Annotated in this window: 20 protein-coding genes; 11 read left to right on the forward strand and 9 right to left on the reverse strand. The window is 73.4% G+C overall.

The window, feature by feature from the left end; genetic code table 11:
- The first annotated feature begins 190 nt into the window (after positions 1-190).
- Positions 191-919, forward strand: coding sequence for a class I SAM-dependent methyltransferase (locus AW27_RS25455; protein WP_037926758.1), 729 nt, complete (start codon positions 191-193; stop codon positions 917-919).
- On the opposite strand, the gene AW27_RS25460 is transcribed toward AW27_RS25455, so the two are convergent.
- Positions 906-1,898: an acyl-CoA dehydrogenase family protein gene (locus AW27_RS25460; protein WP_037926754.1), complete on the reverse strand. Its 993-nt coding sequence runs from the start codon at positions 1,896-1,898 to the stop codon at positions 906-908. The genes AW27_RS25455 and AW27_RS25460 overlap by 14 nt on opposite strands.
- A complete protein-coding gene (locus AW27_RS25465) occupies positions 1,898-3,043 on the reverse strand; it encodes an acyl-CoA dehydrogenase family protein (protein WP_037926752.1) in 1,146 nt (381 codons plus the stop codon). The genes AW27_RS25460 and AW27_RS25465 overlap by 1 nt, the downstream gene beginning before the upstream one ends.
- 87 nt (positions 3,044-3,130) lie before the next feature.
- On the opposite strand from AW27_RS25465, the gene AW27_RS25470 reads away from it, so the two are divergent.
- The 5 genes from AW27_RS25470 to AW27_RS25490 all read left to right on the forward strand — a co-directional run bounded on the left by AW27_RS25470 (position 3,131) and on the right by AW27_RS25490 (position 8,114).
- Positions 3,131-3,913: an SDR family oxidoreductase gene (locus AW27_RS25470; RefSeq protein WP_037926748.1), complete on the forward strand. Its 783-nt coding sequence runs from the start codon at positions 3,131-3,133 to the stop codon at positions 3,911-3,913.
- Positions 3,914-4,165: 252 nt separating this feature from the next.
- Positions 4,166-4,756 carry a TetR/AcrR family transcriptional regulator gene (locus AW27_RS25475; RefSeq protein ID WP_037926744.1) on the forward strand — a complete coding sequence of 197 codons (591 nt, stop codon included), beginning with the start codon at positions 4,166-4,168 and terminating at the stop codon, positions 4,754-4,756.
- Between the two features lie 26 nt (positions 4,757-4,782).
- A complete protein-coding gene (locus AW27_RS25480; protein ID WP_037926741.1) occupies positions 4,783-5,940 on the forward strand; it encodes an acetyl-CoA C-acetyltransferase in 1,158 nt (385 codons plus the stop codon).
- A 216-nt stretch (positions 5,941-6,156) separates the two neighbouring features.
- The gene (locus AW27_RS25485) at positions 6,157-6,360 is read left to right on the forward strand and encodes a cold-shock protein (protein WP_030028954.1); all 204 of its coding nucleotides are present in this window, start codon (positions 6,157-6,159) and stop codon (positions 6,358-6,360) included.
- 101 nt (positions 6,361-6,461) lie between these two features.
- A complete protein-coding gene (locus tag AW27_RS25490; RefSeq protein WP_304949910.1) occupies positions 6,462-8,114 on the forward strand; it encodes a DEAD/DEAH box helicase in 1,653 nt (550 codons plus the stop codon).
- 61 nt (positions 8,115-8,175) lie between these two features.
- Here the strand turns inward: AW27_RS25490 and AW27_RS25495 are convergent, their stop codons facing one another.
- The 5 genes from AW27_RS25495 to AW27_RS25515 are packed head-to-tail and all read right to left on the reverse strand — an operon-like array spanning position 8,176 to position 12,584.
- A complete protein-coding gene (locus AW27_RS25495; RefSeq protein WP_172671388.1) occupies positions 8,176-9,102 on the reverse strand; it encodes a tyrosine-protein phosphatase in 927 nt (308 codons plus the stop codon).
- A gap of 30 nt (positions 9,103-9,132) precedes the next feature.
- The gene (locus AW27_RS25500; protein WP_037926739.1) at positions 9,133-10,251 is read right to left on the reverse strand and encodes an NAD(P)H-dependent flavin oxidoreductase; all 1,119 of its coding nucleotides are present in this window, start codon (positions 10,249-10,251) and stop codon (positions 9,133-9,135) included.
- A 4-nt stretch (positions 10,252-10,255) separates the two neighbouring features.
- Positions 10,256-10,990: a CoA-transferase subunit beta gene (locus AW27_RS25505; RefSeq protein WP_037926736.1), complete on the reverse strand. Its 735-nt coding sequence runs from the start codon at positions 10,988-10,990 to the stop codon at positions 10,256-10,258.
- On the reverse strand, positions 10,987-11,838 hold the full coding sequence (locus AW27_RS25510) for a CoA transferase subunit A (protein WP_037926733.1): 852 nt from the start codon (positions 11,836-11,838) through the stop codon (positions 10,987-10,989). The genes AW27_RS25505 and AW27_RS25510 overlap by 4 nt, the downstream gene beginning before the upstream one ends.
- A complete protein-coding gene (locus tag AW27_RS25515; protein ID WP_037926730.1) occupies positions 11,835-12,584 on the reverse strand; it encodes an enoyl-CoA hydratase family protein in 750 nt (249 codons plus the stop codon). Before AW27_RS25515 ends, AW27_RS25510 begins: the two co-directional genes overlap by 4 nt.
- A gap of 56 nt (positions 12,585-12,640) precedes the next feature.
- Here AW27_RS25515 and AW27_RS25520 point away from each other — a divergent pair, with 56 nt between their 5' ends.
- Positions 12,641-13,405 (forward strand): SDR family oxidoreductase, encoded by a 765-nt coding sequence (locus tag AW27_RS25520; RefSeq protein WP_037926727.1) that lies wholly within the window; start codon positions 12,641-12,643, stop codon positions 13,403-13,405.
- A 1-nt stretch (position 13,406) separates the two neighbouring features.
- Positions 13,407-14,324 (forward strand): SDR family oxidoreductase, encoded by a 918-nt coding sequence (locus AW27_RS25525; RefSeq protein WP_037926724.1) that lies wholly within the window; start codon positions 13,407-13,409, stop codon positions 14,322-14,324.
- A gap of 459 nt (positions 14,325-14,783) precedes the next feature.
- On the opposite strand, the gene AW27_RS25530 is transcribed toward AW27_RS25525, so the two are convergent.
- Together AW27_RS25530 and AW27_RS25535 are read right to left on the reverse strand one after the other, a co-directional pair.
- Positions 14,784-15,461, reverse strand: coding sequence for an HAD family acid phosphatase (locus tag AW27_RS25530; RefSeq protein ID WP_037926721.1), 678 nt, complete (start codon positions 15,459-15,461; stop codon positions 14,784-14,786).
- Between the two features lie 152 nt (positions 15,462-15,613).
- Positions 15,614-16,510: a hypothetical protein gene (locus AW27_RS25535; RefSeq protein WP_037926719.1), complete on the reverse strand. Its 897-nt coding sequence runs from the start codon at positions 16,508-16,510 to the stop codon at positions 15,614-15,616.
- 172 nt (positions 16,511-16,682) lie between these two features.
- On the opposite strand from AW27_RS25535, the gene AW27_RS25540 reads away from it, so the two are divergent.
- From AW27_RS25540 to pepN, 3 genes are all read left to right on the forward strand, one after another.
- Positions 16,683-17,435 (forward strand): S1 family peptidase, encoded by a 753-nt coding sequence (locus AW27_RS25540; protein ID WP_236647798.1) that lies wholly within the window; start codon positions 16,683-16,685, stop codon positions 17,433-17,435.
- A gap of 644 nt (positions 17,436-18,079) precedes the next feature.
- Complete coding sequence (locus AW27_RS25545; RefSeq protein WP_052031193.1) at positions 18,080-18,436, forward strand: chorismate mutase; 357 nt, start codon at positions 18,080-18,082, stop codon at positions 18,434-18,436.
- Between the two features lie 32 nt (positions 18,437-18,468).
- Complete coding sequence (pepN, locus tag AW27_RS25550) at positions 18,469-21,000, forward strand: aminopeptidase N (protein WP_172671386.1); 2,532 nt, start codon at positions 18,469-18,471, stop codon at positions 20,998-21,000.
- Position 21,001 lies beyond the last annotated feature (1 nt).

The raw sequence follows: 21,001 nt of genomic DNA on the forward strand, positions 1-21,001 counted from the left end.
CTGCTCCGGCGGTCGACGCCGGTCGCCCCGTGCGGCCTCCGCTGCTCAGACCCGTCCTCGTATGCGACGGCGCGGAGAGCGTCGGTGCGGTCCTGCGCAACGGCCCGCGTCTGACGGGGGAGTCCGGTGCGATCCGGCCCTGACACCTCGATCCTGTTGCCCGGCCCATGTGATCGAAAACAATGGACGCATGACGACACGTGCCCGTTCCTTCGACGCCGCTGCCGCTTCCTACGCCGCCCACCGCCCCGGCTACCCGCCGGCCCTCTTCGACGCCGTCGAGGAGCTCGCCGGGCGCCCGCTCGCCGGGGCGCGCGTGGCCGACGTGGGCGCGGGCACCGGGATCGCCACCGCCGTGCTGCACGAGCGGGGCGCCGACGTCCTCGCCGTGGAGCCCGGGGACGGGATGGCCGCGCAGCTGCGCCGGGCGCATCCCGGGATCCCGGTCGTACGCGGGGACGGGGACCGGCTTCCGCTGGCCACCGCCGCGTTCGACCTCCTGACCTACGCCCAGGCCTGGCACTGGACCGACCCGGCCCGCTCCGTCCCCGAGGCCCGCCGCGTCCTGCGCCCGGGCGGCGCGCTCGCCCTCTGGTGGAACGACCCGGACCTCACCGTGCCCTGGATCGCCGAGCAGGAGGCCCGGCTGGCGGCGTTCTTCGGGGCGGCCGGCGGGCAGGGCTTCCGTACCCTGCCCCGCGGCTTCGGCGGGTTCACCTCCCGCACCGTGCGCTGGTCCCGGCGCATCCCGCTGGACGCGCACCTCGCCAACCTGGCCAGCCACTCCGCCTTCCTGATGCTGGGCGAGGCCGGCACCCGCGACTACTTCGCGGCGGAACGGGAGCTGCTGGCCCCGCTCTTCCCCGACGGCACGGTCGAGGAGAACTACGTGGTCGGACTCCACGTCAGCCGGGTGTGACCGACCGCAGCACCTCCGCCCGGCACGCCGACGGCGTGCCCCAGGCGTCCCGCAGCGGGCGTGCCTTGCGCAGCCACAGCGACAGGTCCAGCTCCTCGGTGTAGCCGACCGCGCCGTGGAGCTGGAGGGCTGTCATGGCCGCCCGGTACGCCGCCTCTCCGCACCGCAGCTTCGCCGCCGCCACGTCGCCGGGGGCGAGCGACAGCGCCGCCGCCCACAGCAGCGGGCGGGCGAACTCCAGGGCCAGGAGGGTGTCGGCCAGCCGGTGCTTGACCGCCTGGAAGGAGCCGACCGGCACCCCGAACTGCGTGCGCTGCCGGACGTATCCGACCGTCCGCTCCAGCAGTGCCTCGCCCACGCCCAGGCACTGGGCCGCCGTCAGCAGCCGGGCCCAGCGCCCGGCCGCCCCGGCCGCGCGCGCCACAGCCGGCCCCGCGGCCAGGAGTGTGCCCCCGGCCGCCGTGGGGCGCGACAGCCGCCGCGCCGGGTCCGTCGACCGCAGGACTTCCCCCGGCGCGGGGGCGGCCAGCCGCAGCTCGCCGGCCGCCGACACGGTGAAGCAGTACGTGGCCGCGTCCGCGTCCAGGGCGTACGGCCCGCCGTCCGGCAGCGTCAGGGTGGCCCAGGCCTCACCCGCGACCAGGCCGGGCAGGAACCGCTCGGCGAGCTTTTCGTCCCCCAGTTCCGACAGCAGCACCGACGCGGCGGCGCTCTCCACCACCGGCCCCGGCATCCCGGCCCGGCCCAGCTCCACGAAGCCCAGCGAGAGCTCCGCCGGGAGCAGGCCGGCCCCCTCGTAGGCCTCGGGGGCGGCCAGCGCGAACAGGCCCGTCGCCGCGAGCCGGGAGCGCAGCGCCAGCCCGGGCGCGTACGCGCCGTCCGCCCAGGCCCGTACCGTCGCCGGAACCCGGGCCGAGCCCAGCAGGGAGCGCAGGGTGCGGGCGAAGTCCGACTGCTCGTCGGTCGGCAGGAAGCGCATCAGCGGCGGCCCTTCGGCAGGCCGAGCAGCCGCTCGGCGATGATGTCGCGCTGGATCTCGTTGGTCCCGGCGTAGATCGGCCCGGCCAGCGAGAAGACCCACGGCTCGGCCCACTCCCCGTCCGCGAGCTCGGCGTCCGCACCCAGCAGGTCCAGTGCCGTCTCGTGCAGGGCGATGTCGTACTCCGACCAGAACACCTTGTTCAGGCTGGACTCGGCGCCGACGGCCCCGCCCGCGGCGAACCGGGAGGCGCCGGCCCAGGTGAACAGCTCGTAGGCGCGCGCCCCGACCACCGCGTCGGCCACCCGGTCGCGCAGCGCCGTGTCGGCCGGGTCCCCCTGCGCGCGCCACAGCGCGGCCAGCCGGTCCGCCGCCGCGAGGAACCGGCCGGGGGAGCGCAGGGTCAGCCCGCGTTCGCTGCCGGTGGTGGACATCGCGATCCGCCAGCCCTGCCCGGGCTCCCCGATCACGTCCTCGTCCGGGACGAAGACCTCGTCCAGGAAGAGTTCCGCGAAGGCCGGCTTGCCGTCGAGACGGCCGATCGGCCGCACCGTGACCCCCGGCGCCCGCAGGTCGAACATCAGGTACGTCAGCCCCTGGTGCGGTTTCGGGGTGTCCGGGTCGGTGCGGAAGATACCGAAGGCCCGGTCCGCGAAGGCCGCCCGCGAGGACCAGGTCTTCTGCCCGGACAGCAGCCAGCCGCCCTCGGTGCGGACCGCACGCGACGTCAGCGAGGCCAGGTCGGAGCCCGACTCCGGCTCCGACCAGGCCTGCGCCCAGACCACCTCGCCGCTCGCCATCGGCGGCAGTACGCGGGCCCGCTGTTCGGCCGTCGCATGGTCGAAGAGCGTCGGCGCGAGGAGGCTGATGCCGTTCTGCGAGACCCGGCCCGGCGCGCCGACCGCCCAGTACTCCTCCTCGAAGACCAGCCACCTCACCAGGTCGACGCCCCGGCCGCCGTACTCCTCGGGCCAGGACACCACCGCCCAGCGGTCCGCGTGCAGCCGGGCCTCCCACTCCCGGTGCGCGGCGAAGCCCTCCCGGGTCTCCAGCGAGGGCAGGGGGGAGGCGGGTACGTGGTCGGCCAGCCAGGCGCGCGCTTCGGCCCGGAAGGCCTCCACTCCGGCCGTCTGGGTCAGGTCCATCGGGTGCCCGCCTCCTCGAACGCCACACTTCCCTAACAAGTGTTTGGTAGGTTAACGTACGGCCATGAGCAGCGTCGAGGAGTTCGTATGAACGAGCCCCGGTACACCGCCGGCCACCACTTGCTGCACGGCCGCACCGCCGTCATCACCGCCGCCGCCGGTGCCGGCATCGGCGGGGCCACCGCCCGCCGCTTCCTGGAGGAGGGCGCCCGCATCGTCATCGGAGACGCCCACGTCCGCCGGCTCAAGGAGACCGAGGACGCGCTCATGGCCGAGTTCGGTGCCGGCCGCATCACCTCCCTGCCCTGCGACGTCACCGACGAGGACCAGGTCCGAGCCCTGTTCGCCCACGCCGAACAGGCCCACGGCCGCCTCGACATCGTCGTCAACAACGCCGGGCTCGGCGGCACCGCGGCCCTCGCCGACATGACCGACGAGCAGTGGAACCGCGTCCTCGACGTCACCCTGAACGGCACCTTCCGCTGCACCCGGGCCGCCCTGCGCTCCTTCAGGGCCACCGGCACGGGCGGAGTCGTCGTCAACAACGCCTCCGTCGTCGGCTGGCGCGCCCAGACGGGCCAGGCCCACTACGCCGCGGCCAAGGCCGGGGTCATGGCGCTCACCCGCTGCGCGGCCCTGGAGGCCGCGGAGTTCGGTGTACGCGTCAACGCGGTCGCCCCGAGCCTGGCCATGCACCCGCACCTGGTGAAGGTCACCAGCGGGGAACTCCTGGCCGAACTCACCGCCCGCGAGGCCTTCGGCCGCCACGCCGAGCCCTGGGAGGTCGCCAACGTCATCGTGTTCCTGGCCAGCGGCTACGCGTCGTACATGACGGGCGAAACCGTCTCCGTCAGCAGCCAGCGCGCCTAGGCCGGGTCCGGTGGATCGGGACGTACCGGCTCGCGGCCTCCGCCGCCGCGGGCCGCGGCACGGACGGGGGAGCCCCCGCGGGGGATCGGCGACCGGGGGCGGCGCGGCGCGACCCGGCGCCGGACGCCGCGGGCCCGCCCGGATCCGCCGGACACGACCTGGCCCGACAATGGACGCGTGCCAACGAACCAGCCGGAAGCCACGCCCCGAGCCACGCCGCGAGCCAGGCCGGCGGCCAGGAAGAAGCAGCAGGTGACGCCCTCGCCCGAGCGGCGCCGCGAACTCCTCGACACCGCCGCCGAGGTCTTCGCCGCACAGGGCTACGACGCCACCACCGTCCGCAAGATCGCCGACGCCGCCGGGATGCTCGCCGGCAGCCTCTACTACCACTTCGATTCCAAGGAATCGATGCTCGACGAGATCCTCTCCGCCTTCCTGACCGAGCTGTGGGACGGGTACGACGCCGTCCTCGCCGCCGGACTCGGCCCCAGGGAGACCATCGAGGCCCTCGTCACCGAGTCCTTCCGCGAGATCGACCGGCACCGCGCCGCCGTCGCGATCTACCAGAAGGAAGCCCGCACCCTCTCCGCCCAGCCCCGGTTCCACTACCTGTCCGACTCACAGCAGAAGTTCGAGAAGGCCTGGCTGGGGACGCTGGAACGAGGAGTCGCCGCCCAGGTCTTCCGGGCCGACCTCGACATCCGCCTCACCTACCGCTTCGTGCGCGACACGGTGTGGGTGGCGGCGTCCTGGTACCGGCCGGGCGGACAGCACAGCCCCGAAGAGATCGCCCGCCAGTACCTGTCGATGGTCCTGGACGGGATCGCCCTGCGCCCCACCTGACCGGTCCGACCGTCTGAGGAGTCCCGATGCCCGAGGCCTACATAGTCGACGCCGTACGCACCCCCGTCGGGCGGCGCGGCGGGGGCCTGTCCGCCGTCCACCCGGCCGACCTCGGCGCGCACGTCCTCAGGGAGCTCGTCGGACGGTCCGGGGTGGACCCGGCCGCCGTGGAGGACGTGGTCTTCGGCTGCCTCGACACGGTCGGCCCGCAGGCCGGGGACATCGCACGCACCGCGTGGCTCGCCGCCGGCCTGCCCGAGGAGGTGCCCGGGGTCACCGTCGACCGCCAGTGCGGCTCCTCCCAGCAGGCGGTGCACTTCGCCGCTCAGGGCGTGCTCTCCGGCACCCAGGACCTCGTGGTCGCCGGCGGCACCCAGAACATGTCGATGATCCCGATAGCCTTCGCCTCCCGGCAGGCCGCCGAACCCCTCGGCCTCACGGAAGGCCCCTACGCCGGCTCGGAAGGCTGGCGCGCCCGGTACGGCGACGCCCCGGTCAACCAGTTCCACGGCGCGCAGCTGATCGCGCGGAAGTGGGGCATCTCGCGCTCCGACATGGAGGAGTACGCGCTCCGCTCCCACCGGCGGGCCGTGCGGGCCGTCGACGAGGGGCGCTTCGAACGCGAGATCGCACCCTACGGGGACGTGGCCGCGGACGAGGGGCCGCGCAGGGACACCACCCTGGAGAAGATGGCCGCCCTCAAGCCCGTCGTCGAGGGCGGGACCATCACCGCCGCGGTCTCCTCCCAGGTCTCCGACGGCGCCGCCGCCCTGCTGATCGCCTCCGGGCGGGCGCTGCACGAACACGGCCTGCGGCCGCGTGCCCGCATCCACCACCTCTCGGTGCGCGGCGAGGACCCCGTCCGCATGCTCTCCGCGCCCATCCCGGCGACGGCGTACGCGCTGAAGAAGACCGGCATGTCGCTGGCCGACATCGACCTGGTCGAGATCAACGAGGCGTTCGCCCCGGTGGTGCTGGCCTGGCTGAAGGAGACCGGGGCCGATCCGGAGCGCGTCAACGTCAACGGGGGGGCCATCGCCCTGGGCCACCCGCTGGGCGCGACCGGGGTCAGGCTGATGACCACCCTCCTGCACGAACTGGAGCGCACCGGCGGCCGGTTCGGCCTCCAGACCATGTGCGAGGGCGGCGGCCAGGCCAACGTGACGATCATCGAACGGCTGTAGCCGGTCGGCGGTCCACCGCCCCCGCCGACAGCGCGGGGGCACAGGTCACACCGGCCGGTCCGCACACCGGGGCGTACATGTGCTAACTTAAGCGGCGTTGCAGTTGTGGTACCCATAAACTCTATGTGCGCCTGACGGGAATGTTCCTCAGGCGCTTTTATTGTTTTTCCCGGAATCTCCGGATGGGGCCCTTGCCGCCTATTCAGGAGATTCAACATGGCACTTGGCACCGTGAAGTGGTTCAACTCGGAAAAGGGCTTCGGCTTCATCGAGCAGGACGGCGGCGGCCCGGACGTCTTCGCCCACTACTCGAACATCGCCACCCAGGGCTTCCGTGAGCTCACCGAGGGCCAGCGCGTGTCCTTCGACGTGACGCAGGGCCAGAAGGGCCCCCAGGCGGAGAACATCATCCCCGCCTAATTCCTTCAGCATGCCGGGGTCCGCACCGCGAGGTGCGGGCCCCGGCTTGTCTGCTGTCTCGACCTGTGTTTCACCTGCCGGTTTCAGGAGGGCTTTCTCGCATGACCAGCTCCAGCTCCGCACGTCCCAGCCGCCGCCCCGCCCGGGGACGAGGAGCGGCCCAGGGGCGTCCGAAGACTGGTGCGGGACGGCAGAAGTCCGCCCCGCCCGCACCCCGGCCCCAGGAATTCACCATGCCCGAGCCGACCGTCCCGGCACTGCCGCCGGTCGCCGCGTTCGAGGACATGGACATGCCCGAGGCGCTGCTGAAGACCCTCGCGGCCCAGGGCGTCACCGAGCCGTTCCCCATCCAGGCGGCGACCCTCCCGAACTCCCTCGCCGGCCGTGACCTGCTCGGCCGCGGTCGCACCGGCTCCGGCAAGACCCTCGCCTTCGGCCTGGCGCTGCTGGCCCGTACCGCCGGCCGCCGCGCGGAGCCGAGGGCGCCGCTCGCGATGGTCCTCGTACCGACCCGCGAGCTCGCGCAGCAGGTGACCGACTCCCTGGCTCCGTACGCCACGGCCGTCAACCTGCGCATCGCCACCGTCGTCGGCGGCATGTCGATCAACCGGCAGGCGGGCGCCCTGCGCCGCGGCGCCGAGGTGCTCGTCGCCACCCCCGGCCGCCTGAAGGACCTCATCGACCGCGGCGACGCGGACCTGTCGCAGGTGTCGATCACGGTCCTCGACGAGGCCGACCAGATGACCGACATGGGCTTCATGCCGCAGGTCACCGCGCTGCTCAAGCAGGTCCGGCCCGAGGGCCAGACCATGCTCTTCTCGGCGACCCTCGACAAGAACATCGACAAGCTGGTCAAGATGTTCCTGAGCGACCCGGTCGGCCACTCCGTCGACCCCTCGGCCGGTGCGGTCACCACCATGGAGCACCACGTCCTGTACGTCATGGACGAGACCGACAAGAAGGCCGTGGCGACGCGCATAGCCGCTCGCGACGGCCGGGTGATCATGTTCGTGGACACCAAGCGCGGCGTGGACCGCATGGTCAAGAAGCTCCTGGCGGACGGTGTGCGCGCCTCCGGCCTGCACGGCGGCCGCTCGCAGCCGCAGCGCAACCGCACCCTGGACTGGTTCAAGACGGGCGAGGTCACCGCGCTGATCGCCACCAACGTGGCGGCCCGCGGCATCCACATCGACGACCTCGACCTGGTCGTCAACGTGGACCCGCCCACCGACCACAAGGACTACCTGCACCGCGGCGGCCGCACCGCGCGCGCCGGCGAGTCCGGCAGCGTGGTCACCCTGGTGCTGCCCGACCAGAAGCGGGACATGACCCGGCTCATGTCGGACGCCGGGATCACCCCGCGCACCGCGCAGATCAAGTCCTCCGACGAGGAGCTGGCCCGGCTGACCGGCGCCAAGGAGCCCTCGGGCATCCCGGTGGTGCTGGAGGTGCCGCAGCAGCCCGCGCCGAAGGCGCGCAGCGGCTCCGGCTCCGGCTCCGGTTCCGGCTCGCGCCGCCGCTCGGGCGGCCCCCGCACCGGCACCGCTACCGGCGGCGCCCCGGCGGCCGCGGGCCGGGGCCGCCGCTCCGGCGGCGGGTCCGGGCAGGCCCCGGCCGCGTCCGGCTCGGGCCAGGGCCGTCGCGGCGGCCAGGGCGGCTCGGCCGGCGGCTCCGGCGCCGGAGCCGGAGCCGCGGCGGCCTCCGCGCGCAGTCGGGTCGGCACCGGCGGCCAGGGCCGCCGCCGCACCGGCTGATCCCCTCCCCGCTCCCTGCACCGACGGGCAGTGCTCCGCGCACTGCCCGTCGGCGCGTCCGCTACCGGACCAGCCTGCTCTGCAGCTGCGCCAGCGTCCGCAGGTCCAGGCCGAGGCCCTGCGTCAGGTAGCCGTAGAAGCTGCCGTAGTCGGCCTCCATCTGCGCCGTCGCCGAGTCCAGGTAGTCCTGGCGGACCTCCTGGAGTGGGATCAGCAGATCCGGGTTCTGCATGAGGCCCGACTGCTTGAGGCCCGCCCGCACTGATGCGTCGTAGGCGGCGCGGAAGGTGTTCGAGGCCAGGTAGTCGCGCTCGGCGGTGTCCTCGGGGACGGCGAGGGCGCGCAGCAGCACGTAACTCATCCAGCCCGTCCGGTCCTTGCCGGACGTGCAGTGGTACAGGACCGGGCCCTGCCGGCCGTCCGCGAGCTCCCGCAGCGTTGCGGCGAACTGCGCCCGGTTCCCGGCGTCCGTCACGAACGTGCGGTAGATGGCGCGCATGTAGGCCTCGGCGCGGCCGCCGCCGAGCATCTGCTCCTGGATGACCGGGTCCCCGCTGCCGATGGCCCCGACGAGCGTCCCGTAGAGACCGAGGTCGCTGACCGGGCGGGCGGTGGCGGAGAGTCCGGCGGGCAGCCGGTCGGCGCCGTCGTACTGGACCTCCATGGGGATCCGGAAGTCGATGACCTTCGTGAGGCCGAGACCGGAGACGGTGGTGACGTCGGCGTCGGTCAGCTTGCCCAGTGCGTCGGAGCGGTAGACGAGCCCGTGGCGGACCTGGCCGCCGGTCCAGGTGCGGTGGCCGCCGAGGTCGCGGACGTTGACGGCGCCCTGGAGGGTGATCCGGGAGTACGTCTCGGCCCGCTGGTGGTGCCGGGCACCGGACGCGGCTGCGGGCGCCGCCGCCGCATACGCGGCGGACGGCAGGGCGGCGAGGGTGAGGGCGGCGACGGCTGCTGCGGCCGCTCTGCGGATTCTGACACGGCTCATGGAGGCGACTCCTGTGACGGAGAAGGGGGATCACCCTGGTGGTGGCAGGGCGTCGAGCGGGTGCGGTTCGTGCGGTTCGTGCGGTTCGTGCGGTTCGTGCGGGCCGTGCAGACGGTCCAGCACGGAATGGGCCTCGGCCATGAGGCGCGTGACGAGCTCCGCACAGGACGGGAGATCGTCGATCACCCCCGCGACCTGGCCCGATGCCATGACCCCGAGGTCCGTTCGGCCCTCGACCATGGACGCCTTGAGGAGCATCGGAGTGTTCGCGGCGAGCAGCACCTGGCTCCAGGACAGGTCCTTGCCGTGCTTCATCGCCAGGCCGTCGCGGACCATCTGCGGCCAGCTCAGACCGGACTGCTCCCGCAGGGCCGCCGCGTGCCGGACCGCCCGCACCAGCGCCCGGGCACGGCCCGCCCGTTCCAGGGAGTCGACCAGCTCCGTGCGGAGCATGCGGTGCGGGAGCCCGTCGACGGCCCGGGTCACGGTGACGTCCCTGACGGTCGCCGTCAGGTACTCGGCCTTCACCGCGTCCGGGACGGTCGAGTCCGAGGTCAGCAGGAACCGCGTGCCCATCGCGATGCCCGCCGCCCCGTAGGCCAGGGCGGCGACCAGACCGCGGCCGTCGGCAAAGCCGCCCGCCGCGACCACCGGGATGTCCACGGCGTCCACGACCTGCGGCAGCAGCACCGTCGTGGCCACGTCCCCGGTGTGCCCGCCGCCCTCGCCGCCCTGCACGATCACCGCGTCGGCGCCCCAGGCGGCCACCTTCTCGGCATGCCTCCGGGCCCCGATCGAGGGGATGACGACCACCCCGGCGTCCTTCAGCCGCCCGATCAGCTCCTTGGAGGGCGCGAGCGCGAACGAGGCGACCCGCACCCCCTCGTCGACGATCAGCCGGACGCGCTCGGGTGCGTCCCCGGCGTCCGCGCGCAGATTGACGCCGAAGGGGGTTCCCTCCGGTAGGCGGGACCTGACCTCGCGGATCGCCGACCGCAACTGCTCCGTGGTCATCGTGGCCGAGGCGAGGATGCCCAGGGCGCCGGCGCCCGCCGCGGCCGACACCAGCCGGGGGCCCGCAACCCAGCCCATGCCCGTCTGCACGATGGGGTGCTCCACCCCGACCAGCTTCGTGAACGCCGTTTCCACCGGATCAGCCCCGCACTTCCCGGTCGCGCAGACCCTTCGGATCGATCACCTCGCGGATCAGCCGCAGCTCGTCCCCGGCCGGCTCCCGGGTGTACGGGACCTCCTCGGGCAGCGCCAGCTCGAAGCCGGTCGCGGCCCGGACCTGCTCGACGGTGACCCCGGGGTGCAGGGAGGCCAGCCGCATCGTGCGGCCGGGGCCGGTGAAGTCGAAGACGCCCAGGTCGCTGACCACCCGGGGCAGCCGGTGGAACCGGGTCACCCCGGCCTCGACGGCCCGGTCGTGGCCGACCCCGCTGACCATGTCGACGCGCTCGACGAAAACCCGAGTGGAGTGCTTGGGGATCCAGTAACTCACCGGATTGTTCAGGGTGTTCACGGGTGCGCCGCGTACCCCGAGCAGCTGGCGGGACGGCCGCTCCCAGTCGCCGATGCAGGAGATGTTCTGGTTGCCGAACCGGTCGATCTGGCTCGCGCCCATCATCACGTGCCGCCGGCCGCCGGTGACCAGGGTCAGGTGGCGCCGGTACGGGAGCCAGCCCTCGGGCGTGCCGTCGAGCCCGACGAGCATGGCCTCGCCGTCCGTCAGCAGCAGGTCGGGGGAGAAGGTCCGCTTCGCCAGCCGGGCCCCGAAGGAGGGGATCAAGCCCATCGGGCTGGCGAGCACCTCGCCGTCACCCCGCCAGGCCTCGGCACACGCGATCACGCAGTACTCGGCGCGGGTGACGGTCGTCGTGGTCACTGCTGCTCCTCGTGCCAGGTCCGGACGGCCGACCGGTAGTCGTGCTCGGTCGCCCCGGACAGGAAGCGGGCCGAGAACTCGGTCCAGGGGGTGCTTGCGTAGAGCTTCTGGAAGGCCTCGTCGCGTCCGTAGTCGGGGGCGCAGGAGGTGAAGTGCGCACCGTTGGGGGCCTCGACCACCCCGGTGACGGAGTGCCGGCTGACGAGGAGGGACTGTGCCGGCCCGGCCTTGGCGAGCTCGGCGGTCTCCACGAGCTGCTCGCAGGAGACGTAGGCGGCTTCGGCGGCCTCGCAGAACAGGTCGTCGAAGTACGGATCCGGGCCCAGGTACTGTGCGTTGCCGAGGCGGTCGGCCCGGTTGAGGTGGACCAGGGCGGCGTCCATGCGCAGGGCGGGGACGGCGACGAGCTCCTCGCCGTCGGCGTAGGGCGAGGTCACCGTGCGCAGTTCCGGGTTGACCCGCATCACGTCGGAGCCGAGCCCCGCGCGGACCGGCAGGAAGGGCAGCCGGTTGGCCGCGGCGTGCAGGCCCCACATGAACATGGCCTCGTCGTACTCGGTGAGCACGAAGGCGGCCCGCTCGCGGGCGGCCCGGAAATGCGGCTCCAGGGCGATGGAGTCGAGGGTGGCGAAGGGGGCGACGAGCCGGCGGATCCGGCCCGCGGCCGCCAGCAGGCCGACGTCGGGGCCACCGTAGGCGACCACGGTCAGATCGGTGATCTCGGACCGGAGCAGAGCTCTGACCAGGGCCATGGGCTTGCGCCGGGACCCCCAGCCGCCGATCCCGAGGGTCATTCCGCTGCGCAGCTGCCCGACCACCTCTTCGACGGTCATGGACTTGTCGCTCATGCGCGCTCTTCCTTCCCGAAGGTGTCGCGGACCCGGTCGGCCACCCCGCTGAGGTTGGCCTCGAAGGTGAAGCCCTGTTCGAAGCGGTAGCTGCGGCGCACGTCCACGGGGTCGATGCCGTTGATGGCCGCCTTCGCCAGCCGGATCAGGCAGCCGTCCTTCCTCGCGATCTCGGCGGCCAGTTCCAGGGCGGCGCCGCGCAGCGCCCCGGGCGGGACCACCTTCCAGACCGAGCCGTGGGCGCGCAGTTCCTCGGCGGTGGCGGTGCGCGAGGTGTAGTAGAGGGCGCGCATCAGGTGCTGGGGGACCAGCCGGGCCAGGTGGGTGGCGGCGCCGAGCGCGCCCCGGTCGAGCTCGGGCAGACCGAAGACGGCGTCGTCGGAGGCGATGATCGCGTCGGCGTTGCCGACCAGGCCGATCCCGCCCCCCAGGCAGAAGCCGTGCACGGCCGCGACGACCGGCACCTCGCACTCGTAGACGGCGGCGAACGCCTCGTAGCAGCCGCGGTTGGCGCCGATCAGGGCCGCGTGGCCGGTGGCGCGCTGCAACTCCTTGATGTCGACGCCCGCGTTGAAGCCGCGGCCTTCGGCGGCGAGGACCACGCAGCGGACCTTGGGGTCGCGGCCCGCCGCCCGCAGGGCGTCGGCCAGGTCGTACCAGCCCCGTACGGGCAGTGCGTTGACGGGTGGGAAGTCGACCGTGACCAGTGCGACGCCCTTGTCCGGTCCGGAGGTGGAGACACCCATGAGAGGATCAGCTACCTTTCCACCAAACATTTGTTAGGCAGGGAAGGTAGCAGCCCATGGAGCTCGACGGGAGGGTTGTCGTCGTCACCGGCGGCACCAGGGGCGTCGGCGCCGGCATCGCCCGGTCGTTCCTCGCGGCCGGCGCGCAGGTGGTCGTCTGCGCCCGGCGTCCCCCCGGTGAACCGGTGGCGGCGGACGGCCGCGAGGCGTCCTTCGCCGCGCTCGACCTGCGCGACCCGGCCGCCGTACGGGACTTCTTCGCCACGGTCGCCCGCCGCTACGGGCGCCTGGACTGCCTGGTCAACAACGCGGGCGGGACCCCCTACCGGCTCCTCGGGGAGGGCGACGCCGAGCGCCACGCACGGGTCGTCGAGCTCAACCTCCTCGCCCCCATGACGGCCTCGCTGGCGGCACGCCCCTGGCTCGGGCGGGCCCGGGGCTCGGTGGTGATGATCGGCAGCGTCAGCGGGACCCGCCCCTCACCGGGCACGGCGGCGTACGGGGCGGCCAAGGCGGGCCTGGAGAACCTCGCCCGGTCCATGGCCGTCGAGTGGGCGCCCGAGATACGGGTGAACTGCCTGGTCCTCGGCATGGTGCGGACCGAACGCGCGCACCTGCACTACGGGGACGAGGCCGGGATCGAAGCCGTCGGCGCGACCGTCCCGCTGGGGCGGCTCGCCGAACCGGCCGACGTGGGCGACGCGGCGGTCTTCCTCGCCTCCGACCGGGCGCGGTACGTGAGCGGAGCGAGCCTGCTGGTGCACGGCGGCGGGGAGCGCCCGGCGTTCCTGGATGCGGCAACTGTCAACAAGGAGAGCTGAGATGGCGGGACTGTGCGAGGGCCGGGTCGTGATCGTGACGGGTGCGGGGCGGGGGCTGGGCCGGGCCCATGCGCTGGCCTTCGCCGCGGAAGGGGCGAAAGTCGTCGTCAACGACCTCGGCGTGGGCCTGGACGGGCTTCCCGGGCCGCACAGCCCGGCGGCCCAAGTGGTCCGCGAGATCGAGGAGCTCGGCGGCGAAGCCGTCGCGCACGGCGGGGACATCGCGACGCGGCAGGGCGCGGACTCCCTCGTGGAGGCAGCCCTCGACGCCTTCGGGAGCCTGGACACGCTCGTCAACAACGCCGGTTTCCTGCGGGACCGGATGCTGGTGAACCTGGACGAGGACGACTGGGACGCGGTCGTACGGGTCCACCTGAAGGGCCACTTCCTGCCGCTGCGGGCCGCCGCCGGGTGGTGGCGGGCGGAGGCGAAAGCCGGCCGCCCGGTGGCGGCCCGGGTGGTCAACACCTCCTCCGGGGCCGGGCTGCTGGGCTCCGTCGGCCAGGGCAACTACAGCGCCGCCAAGGCGGGCGTCCTCGGCCTGACCCTGGTCGCCGCCGCCGAGATGGGCCGGTACGGGATCCAGGTCAACGCGATCGCCCCGGCCGCCCGGACGCGCATGACCCAGCGGACCTTCGCACAGACCATGGCCGCCCCCGAGGACGGCGGCTTCGACGCGATGGCCCCCGAGAACGTGTCACCGCTCGTGGTCTGGCTGGGCGCGGACGCATCGGCCGGGGTGACCGGTCGGGTCTTCGAGACCGAGGGCGGACGGATCACGGTCATGGAGGGCTGGCGGCCGGGCCCCGCTGCCGACCGCGGAGCCCGGCGCACTCCCGCGGAGGCGGGCGAGACCGCCCTGAAGCTCCTCGCGCAGGCCCGGCCCCCGCTCCCGGCGTACGGCTCCGGCCGAGGGTAGGGCCTGCCCGCCCTGCCCGCCCTGCCCGCCGGGCGGCCGGCGCTACCGCGCGGACACCGCCCTGGCCATGTCCGCGGACGGCTTCTCCAGGCCCAGCATCTCCAGGGCCGAGTCCGTCTCCGCCTGGAGGGGAGGCTCGGTCGCCTCACCTCGCCTCGCCTCGCCTCGCCTGCGACGCGGGCGGCCCGGCGGGGACCCGCCTGCGGCGGAGGCCGGGAACGGAAGCGGGCCCGGCCCCCTGGCGAGGGGTCGGGCCCGAGTCTTCGTTGGTGCGTTGAGGTATGACTACCCGCTGGGCCCACCGGCTGAACCGCCGTCGGACCATCATGTTGTGCGCGGGGTCCGCGCGGGGTCCGCACGGGGTCCGCACGGGGTCCGCACGGGGGCCGCACGGGGGTCCGCGCGCGGATCCGGGCGCGCGGACCGCGTGCGGGGGAACCGGGCGGTTCCGTCCGCGCGTCAGGAGAGCTTGCCGCCGTAGTCCGGCAGCTTGACGGTGCGCTCGGCGTGGCCGCCGACGAGGTCGGTGGGGCTGTTGCCGATGTTGGCGATGATCGTGTAGCCGCGCGCCTCGATCTCCGCGCGCTTGGCCGTCTTGTAGGTGCTGACCTCCTCGAAGAGGTCGGGCAGGTCGCGGACGTAGAGCCCCGACACGGGGTAGCCGACGGCCTTGAGGTTGTACTCGGTGAGGGAGTGGATGATGCCGGGGCGGGCCGTGACGAAGAAGACGGCCACGCCGTGCGCGTGGGCGTACTGGGTGAGTGCACGGACCTTGGTGATCGCCGGCGTCGGGAAGGTCCAGAACCAGTGGAAGTCCGTCTCCAGCGAGGTGTTGTCGATGTCGAGGACGAGGGCCGGCTTTTCCCCGGCGGGCGCGTTCGCGATGCGCTGCTCGATGCCCGGCCGGGCCGCGTCGACGATGGCGGCCACCTCCCGCTGCCAGGCGGTGTAGTCGATGCCGAGGAGCACCGCGTTCCCGCCCGGCGCGGAGGCGTTCACCGATGCGGAGACGGGTGCGGGTGCGGCGGCGGGGGCCGCCTCGGCCGCCGTGGCCGGAACGAGCGTCAGGACGGCGGCCGCCGCGGCGAGGCCGGCGGCGGCGGTACGGGGCGTTCGAATGCGGCGGGACAGGGGCATGTGGGGTGCTCCTCGGTCACGAATTGACATGGACGTGACCAGAGTTGGCGAGAACCGCATCCGTGTCTACTGGCCGGTAGGAAACTTTTCGCGACCGATCGGTGAATGATCAAGCCAGGTCCGCCCGGACCGGCCCCCGGGGGCCGTCGGGACTACGTGTCGCACTCCAGCACCGTGCGGCACAGGCCGCACCGCGCCCGCAGCCGCCCGCGCACCGGCACTCGCACCCGCTGGGCGCACACCGGGCACGGGAAGCTGACGCGCAGTCCGGGGCCGGACCCCTCGCGCTCGAAGCGGTACGCCGACCCGCCGGCCGGGGCGGCCCCGGTGCGCCGTGCCATCGCGTACCGCCGCCGCGCCAGCGGGCCCGCGGCGGCGAGCGGTGCCCGGCGGTGGTCCCGGGCCGCCAGCGCGCTCCCGCGCACGTAGGCCTCGTACGCCTGGGGGCTGGTGAACCACGGGGACGGGTCTTCGCCCAGCAGCGCTGCGCGCTTGGCGAGCACGTAGCCGAACTCCTCCGGCGTCAGGTAGCCGAACCGCTGGTGGGTGAGCGCGTCCTCGCGGTAGGCGTCCAGGAGCAGCCAGCCCGCCCCCAGGTAGGCGGCGGCGGTGTCGGTGAGGATCTCGTTCTCCGCCGGATCGGGGAAGGCGAGTGCCAGCCGGTGCAGCAGCACGTGGGCGACCTCGTGCGACAGGGCGGCCGCCAGGTCCCGCCGGTGAGTGCGGAAGCGGTCGTTGACCTCGATGAAGTACTCCGGGCCCGCGGTCAGTTCCACGGTGGCCGCATCCTCCATCGGTCGGAAGGCGATCACCGTGCGGGCGTCGGGCAGCCGCAGCGCGCGCACCATCGCCGAGGCGATCCGCTGTGCCCCCAGGTGCAGGTCCTCGGAGGCGTCGAAGGCCGCGTCGGCGGGGGAGAAGCTGGTGGCGTAGGCGCGGATCCCGTCGGCCGACAGGTGCCGGTAGAGCGCGGTGATCGAAGCGCGCACGGTCGCCAGGTGCGGAAAACCGTGCTCGATGATCCCGCCCGGACCGCCGTTCTTCTCCATCGGGCCCTCCTTTACCGCAATCCCTGCCGCCCCGGGGGCGGTTGGCCGAAACTACGTTCTTGTTGGCCGCCGCTTTTCTGATGTGTCATGGACTCGTCATTCCCCGATGACACGCACGGCCCAACCCCCCACGAAAGGCAGTGTGTTGACTGTGTCCAGCCTTGTGCGATTCATGAAGCGCACCCTCGCCGTCGGGGCCGTGGCCCTCGCGGCCGTCAGCCTCCAGCCCGGCACCGCCAGCGCCGGCCCGGTACCCGTCGTGGGCGGCACCCGAGCCGCCCAGGGCGAGTTCCCCTTCATGGTGCGCCTCTCCATGGGCTGCGGCGGCGCCCTCTACACCCAGCAGATCGTCCTCACCGCCGCCCACTGCGTGAGCGGTTCCGGCAACAACACCTCCATCACCGCCACCGCCGGAGTCGTCGACCTCAAGAGCTCCAGCGCCATCAAGGTCAAGTCCACCAAGGTCCTGCGCGCCCCCGGCTACAACGGAACCGGCAAGGACTGGGCCCTGATCAAGCTCGCCAAGCCGGTCAACCTGCCCACCCTCAAGATCGCCGAGACCAAGGCCTACGACAACGGCACCTTCACCGTCGCCGGCTGGGGCGCCACCCGCGAGGGCGGCGGCCAGCAGCGCTACCTCATGAAGGCAACCGTGCCCTTCGTCTCCGACGCCGCCTGCAGCGCCGCCTACCGGGACCTCGTCCCCGGTGAGGAGATCTGCGCCGGCTACCTCGGCCAGGGCGGCGTCGACACCTGCCAGGGCGACTCCGGCGGCCCCATGTTCCGCCGCGACGACGCCGGAGCCTGGATCCAGGTCGGCATCGTCAGCTGGGGCATAGGCTGCGCCCGTCCCGACTACCCGGGCGTCTACACCGAGGTCTCCACCTTCGCCGCCCAGATCAAGAGCGCCGCGGCGACCCTGTAGCCCCCACGGGCCCCGCATCGCCCCGTCCTTCCGGCCCGGTGCGAACCGGTCGGGAGGACGGGGCGCACCTCCTTCCGGGCGGCGCACACCGGCCGTCGCGGTCGTCGCGGACGACCGGCGGACGGCCGCAGCCGTCGGCCGGACCGCCCTCGTGAGCCGAGCCGGCCGGACACCGGAGCCCGCGCCGCCGACGACGGGAGGGCCGCCCTGGCGGCGGTCGCAGCATCGGCCCGGCGCCCCGCTGTCCGGCGCCCCGCTGTCCGGCGACCGCGGGCCGGAGCGGGACGGCCGCCGCGTCACCCGGTGCCGCCCGTCCGGCAGCGGCCGGCCACGCATCGTCATCGTCGCCGCCTCCGCCCTCCACGCGTACGTCACGCGGCGCTCCACCGCGGAGCGCCCGGTCTCGCCCTCGAAGACGCGTGCCGGGCCGTCGCGGTTGAAGCCGTTCGGGCAGCGGCTGCCGGAGACCGTCCCGCCGCACCCGCCAGCACCCTGCGGCCACCGCGCGGGCCGTCCCGAGCCTTGAGCCGTCACCGCCGTCCGGCGCCTGCGGCCCGGCCCCTGCCCGACGCCGCCCCGGCCGCCGTCTCACAGGCCGACTACCCCCGCGACCTGCGGCCCCGCGCCACGTATTCTCGGGGACCATGAACACCAGCGACCTCGACAACGGCACGGGCGACCGCCGCGACGGCACCGCCGACGGCATCGACGAGAGCGTCACCGCCGAACTCGCCCGCCTGCGGGACAGCATCGACAACATCGACGCGGCCGTGGTCCACATGCTCGCCGAACGCTTCAAGTGCACCCAGCAGGTCGGCCACCTCAAGGCCCGCCACCAGCTGCCTCCCGCCGACCCCGGCCGCGAGGCCAGCCAGATCGCCCGGCTCCGCCAGCTCGCCGAGAACGCCAAGCTCGACCCCGCCTTCGCCGAGAAGCTCCTCAACTTCATCATCGCCGAGGTCATCCGCCACCACGAGACGATCGCCGCCGGCGAGGAATAGCCACTCGGGGTCCGGCCGCCCCCTGGGGCAGCATGGGCCCCATGTCCGCACTCACGCGCAACGAAGCGCAGCTCCGAGCCCAGCTCCTCGACGTCCACCACTACGCCGTCGCCCTCGACCTCACCGGCGGCGACGAGACCTTCGACTCCACCACCATCATCCGATTCACCGCCCGCACCGCCGGCGACACCTTCGTGGAGCTGAAACCGGACGCGCTGCTCTCGGCGGCCCTCGACGGCGAACCCCTCGACCCCGCCGCCCTCGACGACAACCGGCTGCCGCTCACCGGCCTCACCGAGGGCCCCCACGAGCTGCACCTCGACACCCGCATGCGCTACTCCCGCACCGGCGAGGGCCTGCACCGCTTCACCGACCCCGCGGACGGACAGACGTACGTCTACAGCCAGATGTTCCTCGACGACGTCCAGAGGGTCTTCCCGGCCTTCGACCAGCCCGACCTCAAGGCGGTCTTCGAGTTCACCGTCACCGCTCCCGCAGGTTGGACCGTCCTCGCCAACGGCATCACCACCCGCCTCGCCGACCGTCCCGCCACCGGCGAGCGGCCCGCGGCCGGCGTCTGGCAGTCCGCGCCCACACCCGTCATCTCCACCTACCTCGCCGCCGTCGCCGCCGGCCCTTGGCACAGCGTGACCACCCAGCACGCCGGACTGCCGTTCGGCATCCACTGCCGGCAGTCGCTCGCACCGCACATGGACGCCGACGCCGACGAGATCCTCTCCATCACGAAGGACTGCTTCGACCGCTACCAGGCCAAGTTCACCGAGCCCTACCCCTTCGACTCCTACGACCAGGCCTTCGTCCCCGAGTTCAACGCCGGCGCCATGGAGAACCCCGGACTCGTCACCTTCCGCGACGAGTTCATCTACCGCTCCGCCGTCACCGACACCGAACGCCAGTCCCGGGCCATGGTCATCGCCCACGAGATGGCCCACATGTGGTTCGGCGACCTCGTCACCCTGGCCTGGTTCGACGACATCTGGCTCAACGAGTCCTTCGCCGAGTACATGGGCTACCAGACCCTCACCGAAGCCACCCGCTTCACCGACACCTGGACCGACTTCGGCGTCACGCGCAAGCCCTGGGGCTACGACGCCGACCAGCGCCCCTCCACCCACCCCGTCGCCCCCGCCCCCGACGACGTCCCCGACACCGCCTCCGCCCTCCTCAACTTCGACGGCATCTCCTACGCCAAGGGCGCCTCCGCCTTGCGCCAGCTCGTCGCCTGGCTCGGTGAGAAGGACTTCCTGGCCGGCATCAACACCCACTTCGCCCGCCACAAGTTCGCCAACGCCTCCCTCGCCGACTTCATCGACTCCCTCGCCGCCCACACCGAACGCGACGTACGCGCCTGGGCCGACGCCTGGCTGCGCACCACCGGCATCGACACCCTCACCCCGCGCATCGAGGACCCCGAAGGCACCAACGGCTGGACCCTCACGGTGGACCGCGACGGCAGCCGCCCCCACCACATCGCCGTCGGTGTCTACGACCGCGACCCCGCCGACGGCCGCATCCTCGAACTGCGCGAACTGCTCGACCTCGACGTCCCTTCCGACGAGATCATCTCGGCCGGGGGCACCCGCCCCGCACTGCTCCTCCTCAACGACGCCGACCTCACCTACACCAAGGTCCGCCTCGACGAGACCTCCCTCGAAACGGTTCTGCGCGGCCTCTCCGGCATCCCCGAGGCCCTCACCCGCGCCGTGGTCTGGAACTGCCTGCGGGACATGGTCCGCGACGGCGAACTCGCCCCGCAGGACTTCCTGGCCGCGGCGGGCGCGCACCTGCCCGAGGAGCACGACCTCGCCATCGTCCAGGGCGTCCTCGCCTTCGCCCGTACCCAGATCGCCGACCGCTACGTCGCCCCCGAGGACCGGCGCGAGGCGCTGGCCACCCTCAGCACCATCGCCCGTGACCTGCTCCGCCGCACCGAGGACGGCTCCGAACCCGGCATGCGGCTCACCGCCGTACGCACCCTCGTGGACAGTGCCGCCCAGCCCGACACCATCGCCGCCTGGCTCGCCGACGACACGGTGCCCGGAGGCCCCGCCCTCGACCCCGAACTGCGCTGGCGCATCCTCACCCGGCTCGCCGTCCTCGGCGCCGTCGGCGAGAGCGAGATCGACGCCGCCGTCGCCGCCGACCCCAGCGCCACCGGCGAGGAAGGCGCCGCCCGCTGCCGCGCCGCCCTGCCCACCGCCGAGGCCAAGCAAGCCGCCTGGGACCGCCTCTTCCATGACGACAGCCTCTCCAACTACCTCTTCAGCGCCACCGCCCAGGGCTTCTGGCAGCCCGAACAGGCCGACCTCGTCGCGCAGTACGTGCCCCGCTACTACTCCGAGGCCGTCGCCCTCGGCGCCCGCCGCGGGCCCGCCATCGGCGAGGCCGCGGGCCGCTACGCCTTCCCGGCGCACGCCGTCGACGAGGCCAACCTCGCGGCCGGCCAGGACTGCCTCGCCGACCCCGACGTGATCCCCCTCCTGCGCCGCAAGCTCGTGGACCAGCTGGACGACCTGTCCCGCGCCCTCCGCGTCCGCCGCTAGG

Origin of the sequence: Streptomyces sp. PCS3-D2 (assembly GCF_000612545.2) — a bacterium.
Taxonomy (GTDB): Bacteria; Actinomycetota; Actinomycetes; order Streptomycetales; family Streptomycetaceae; genus Streptomyces.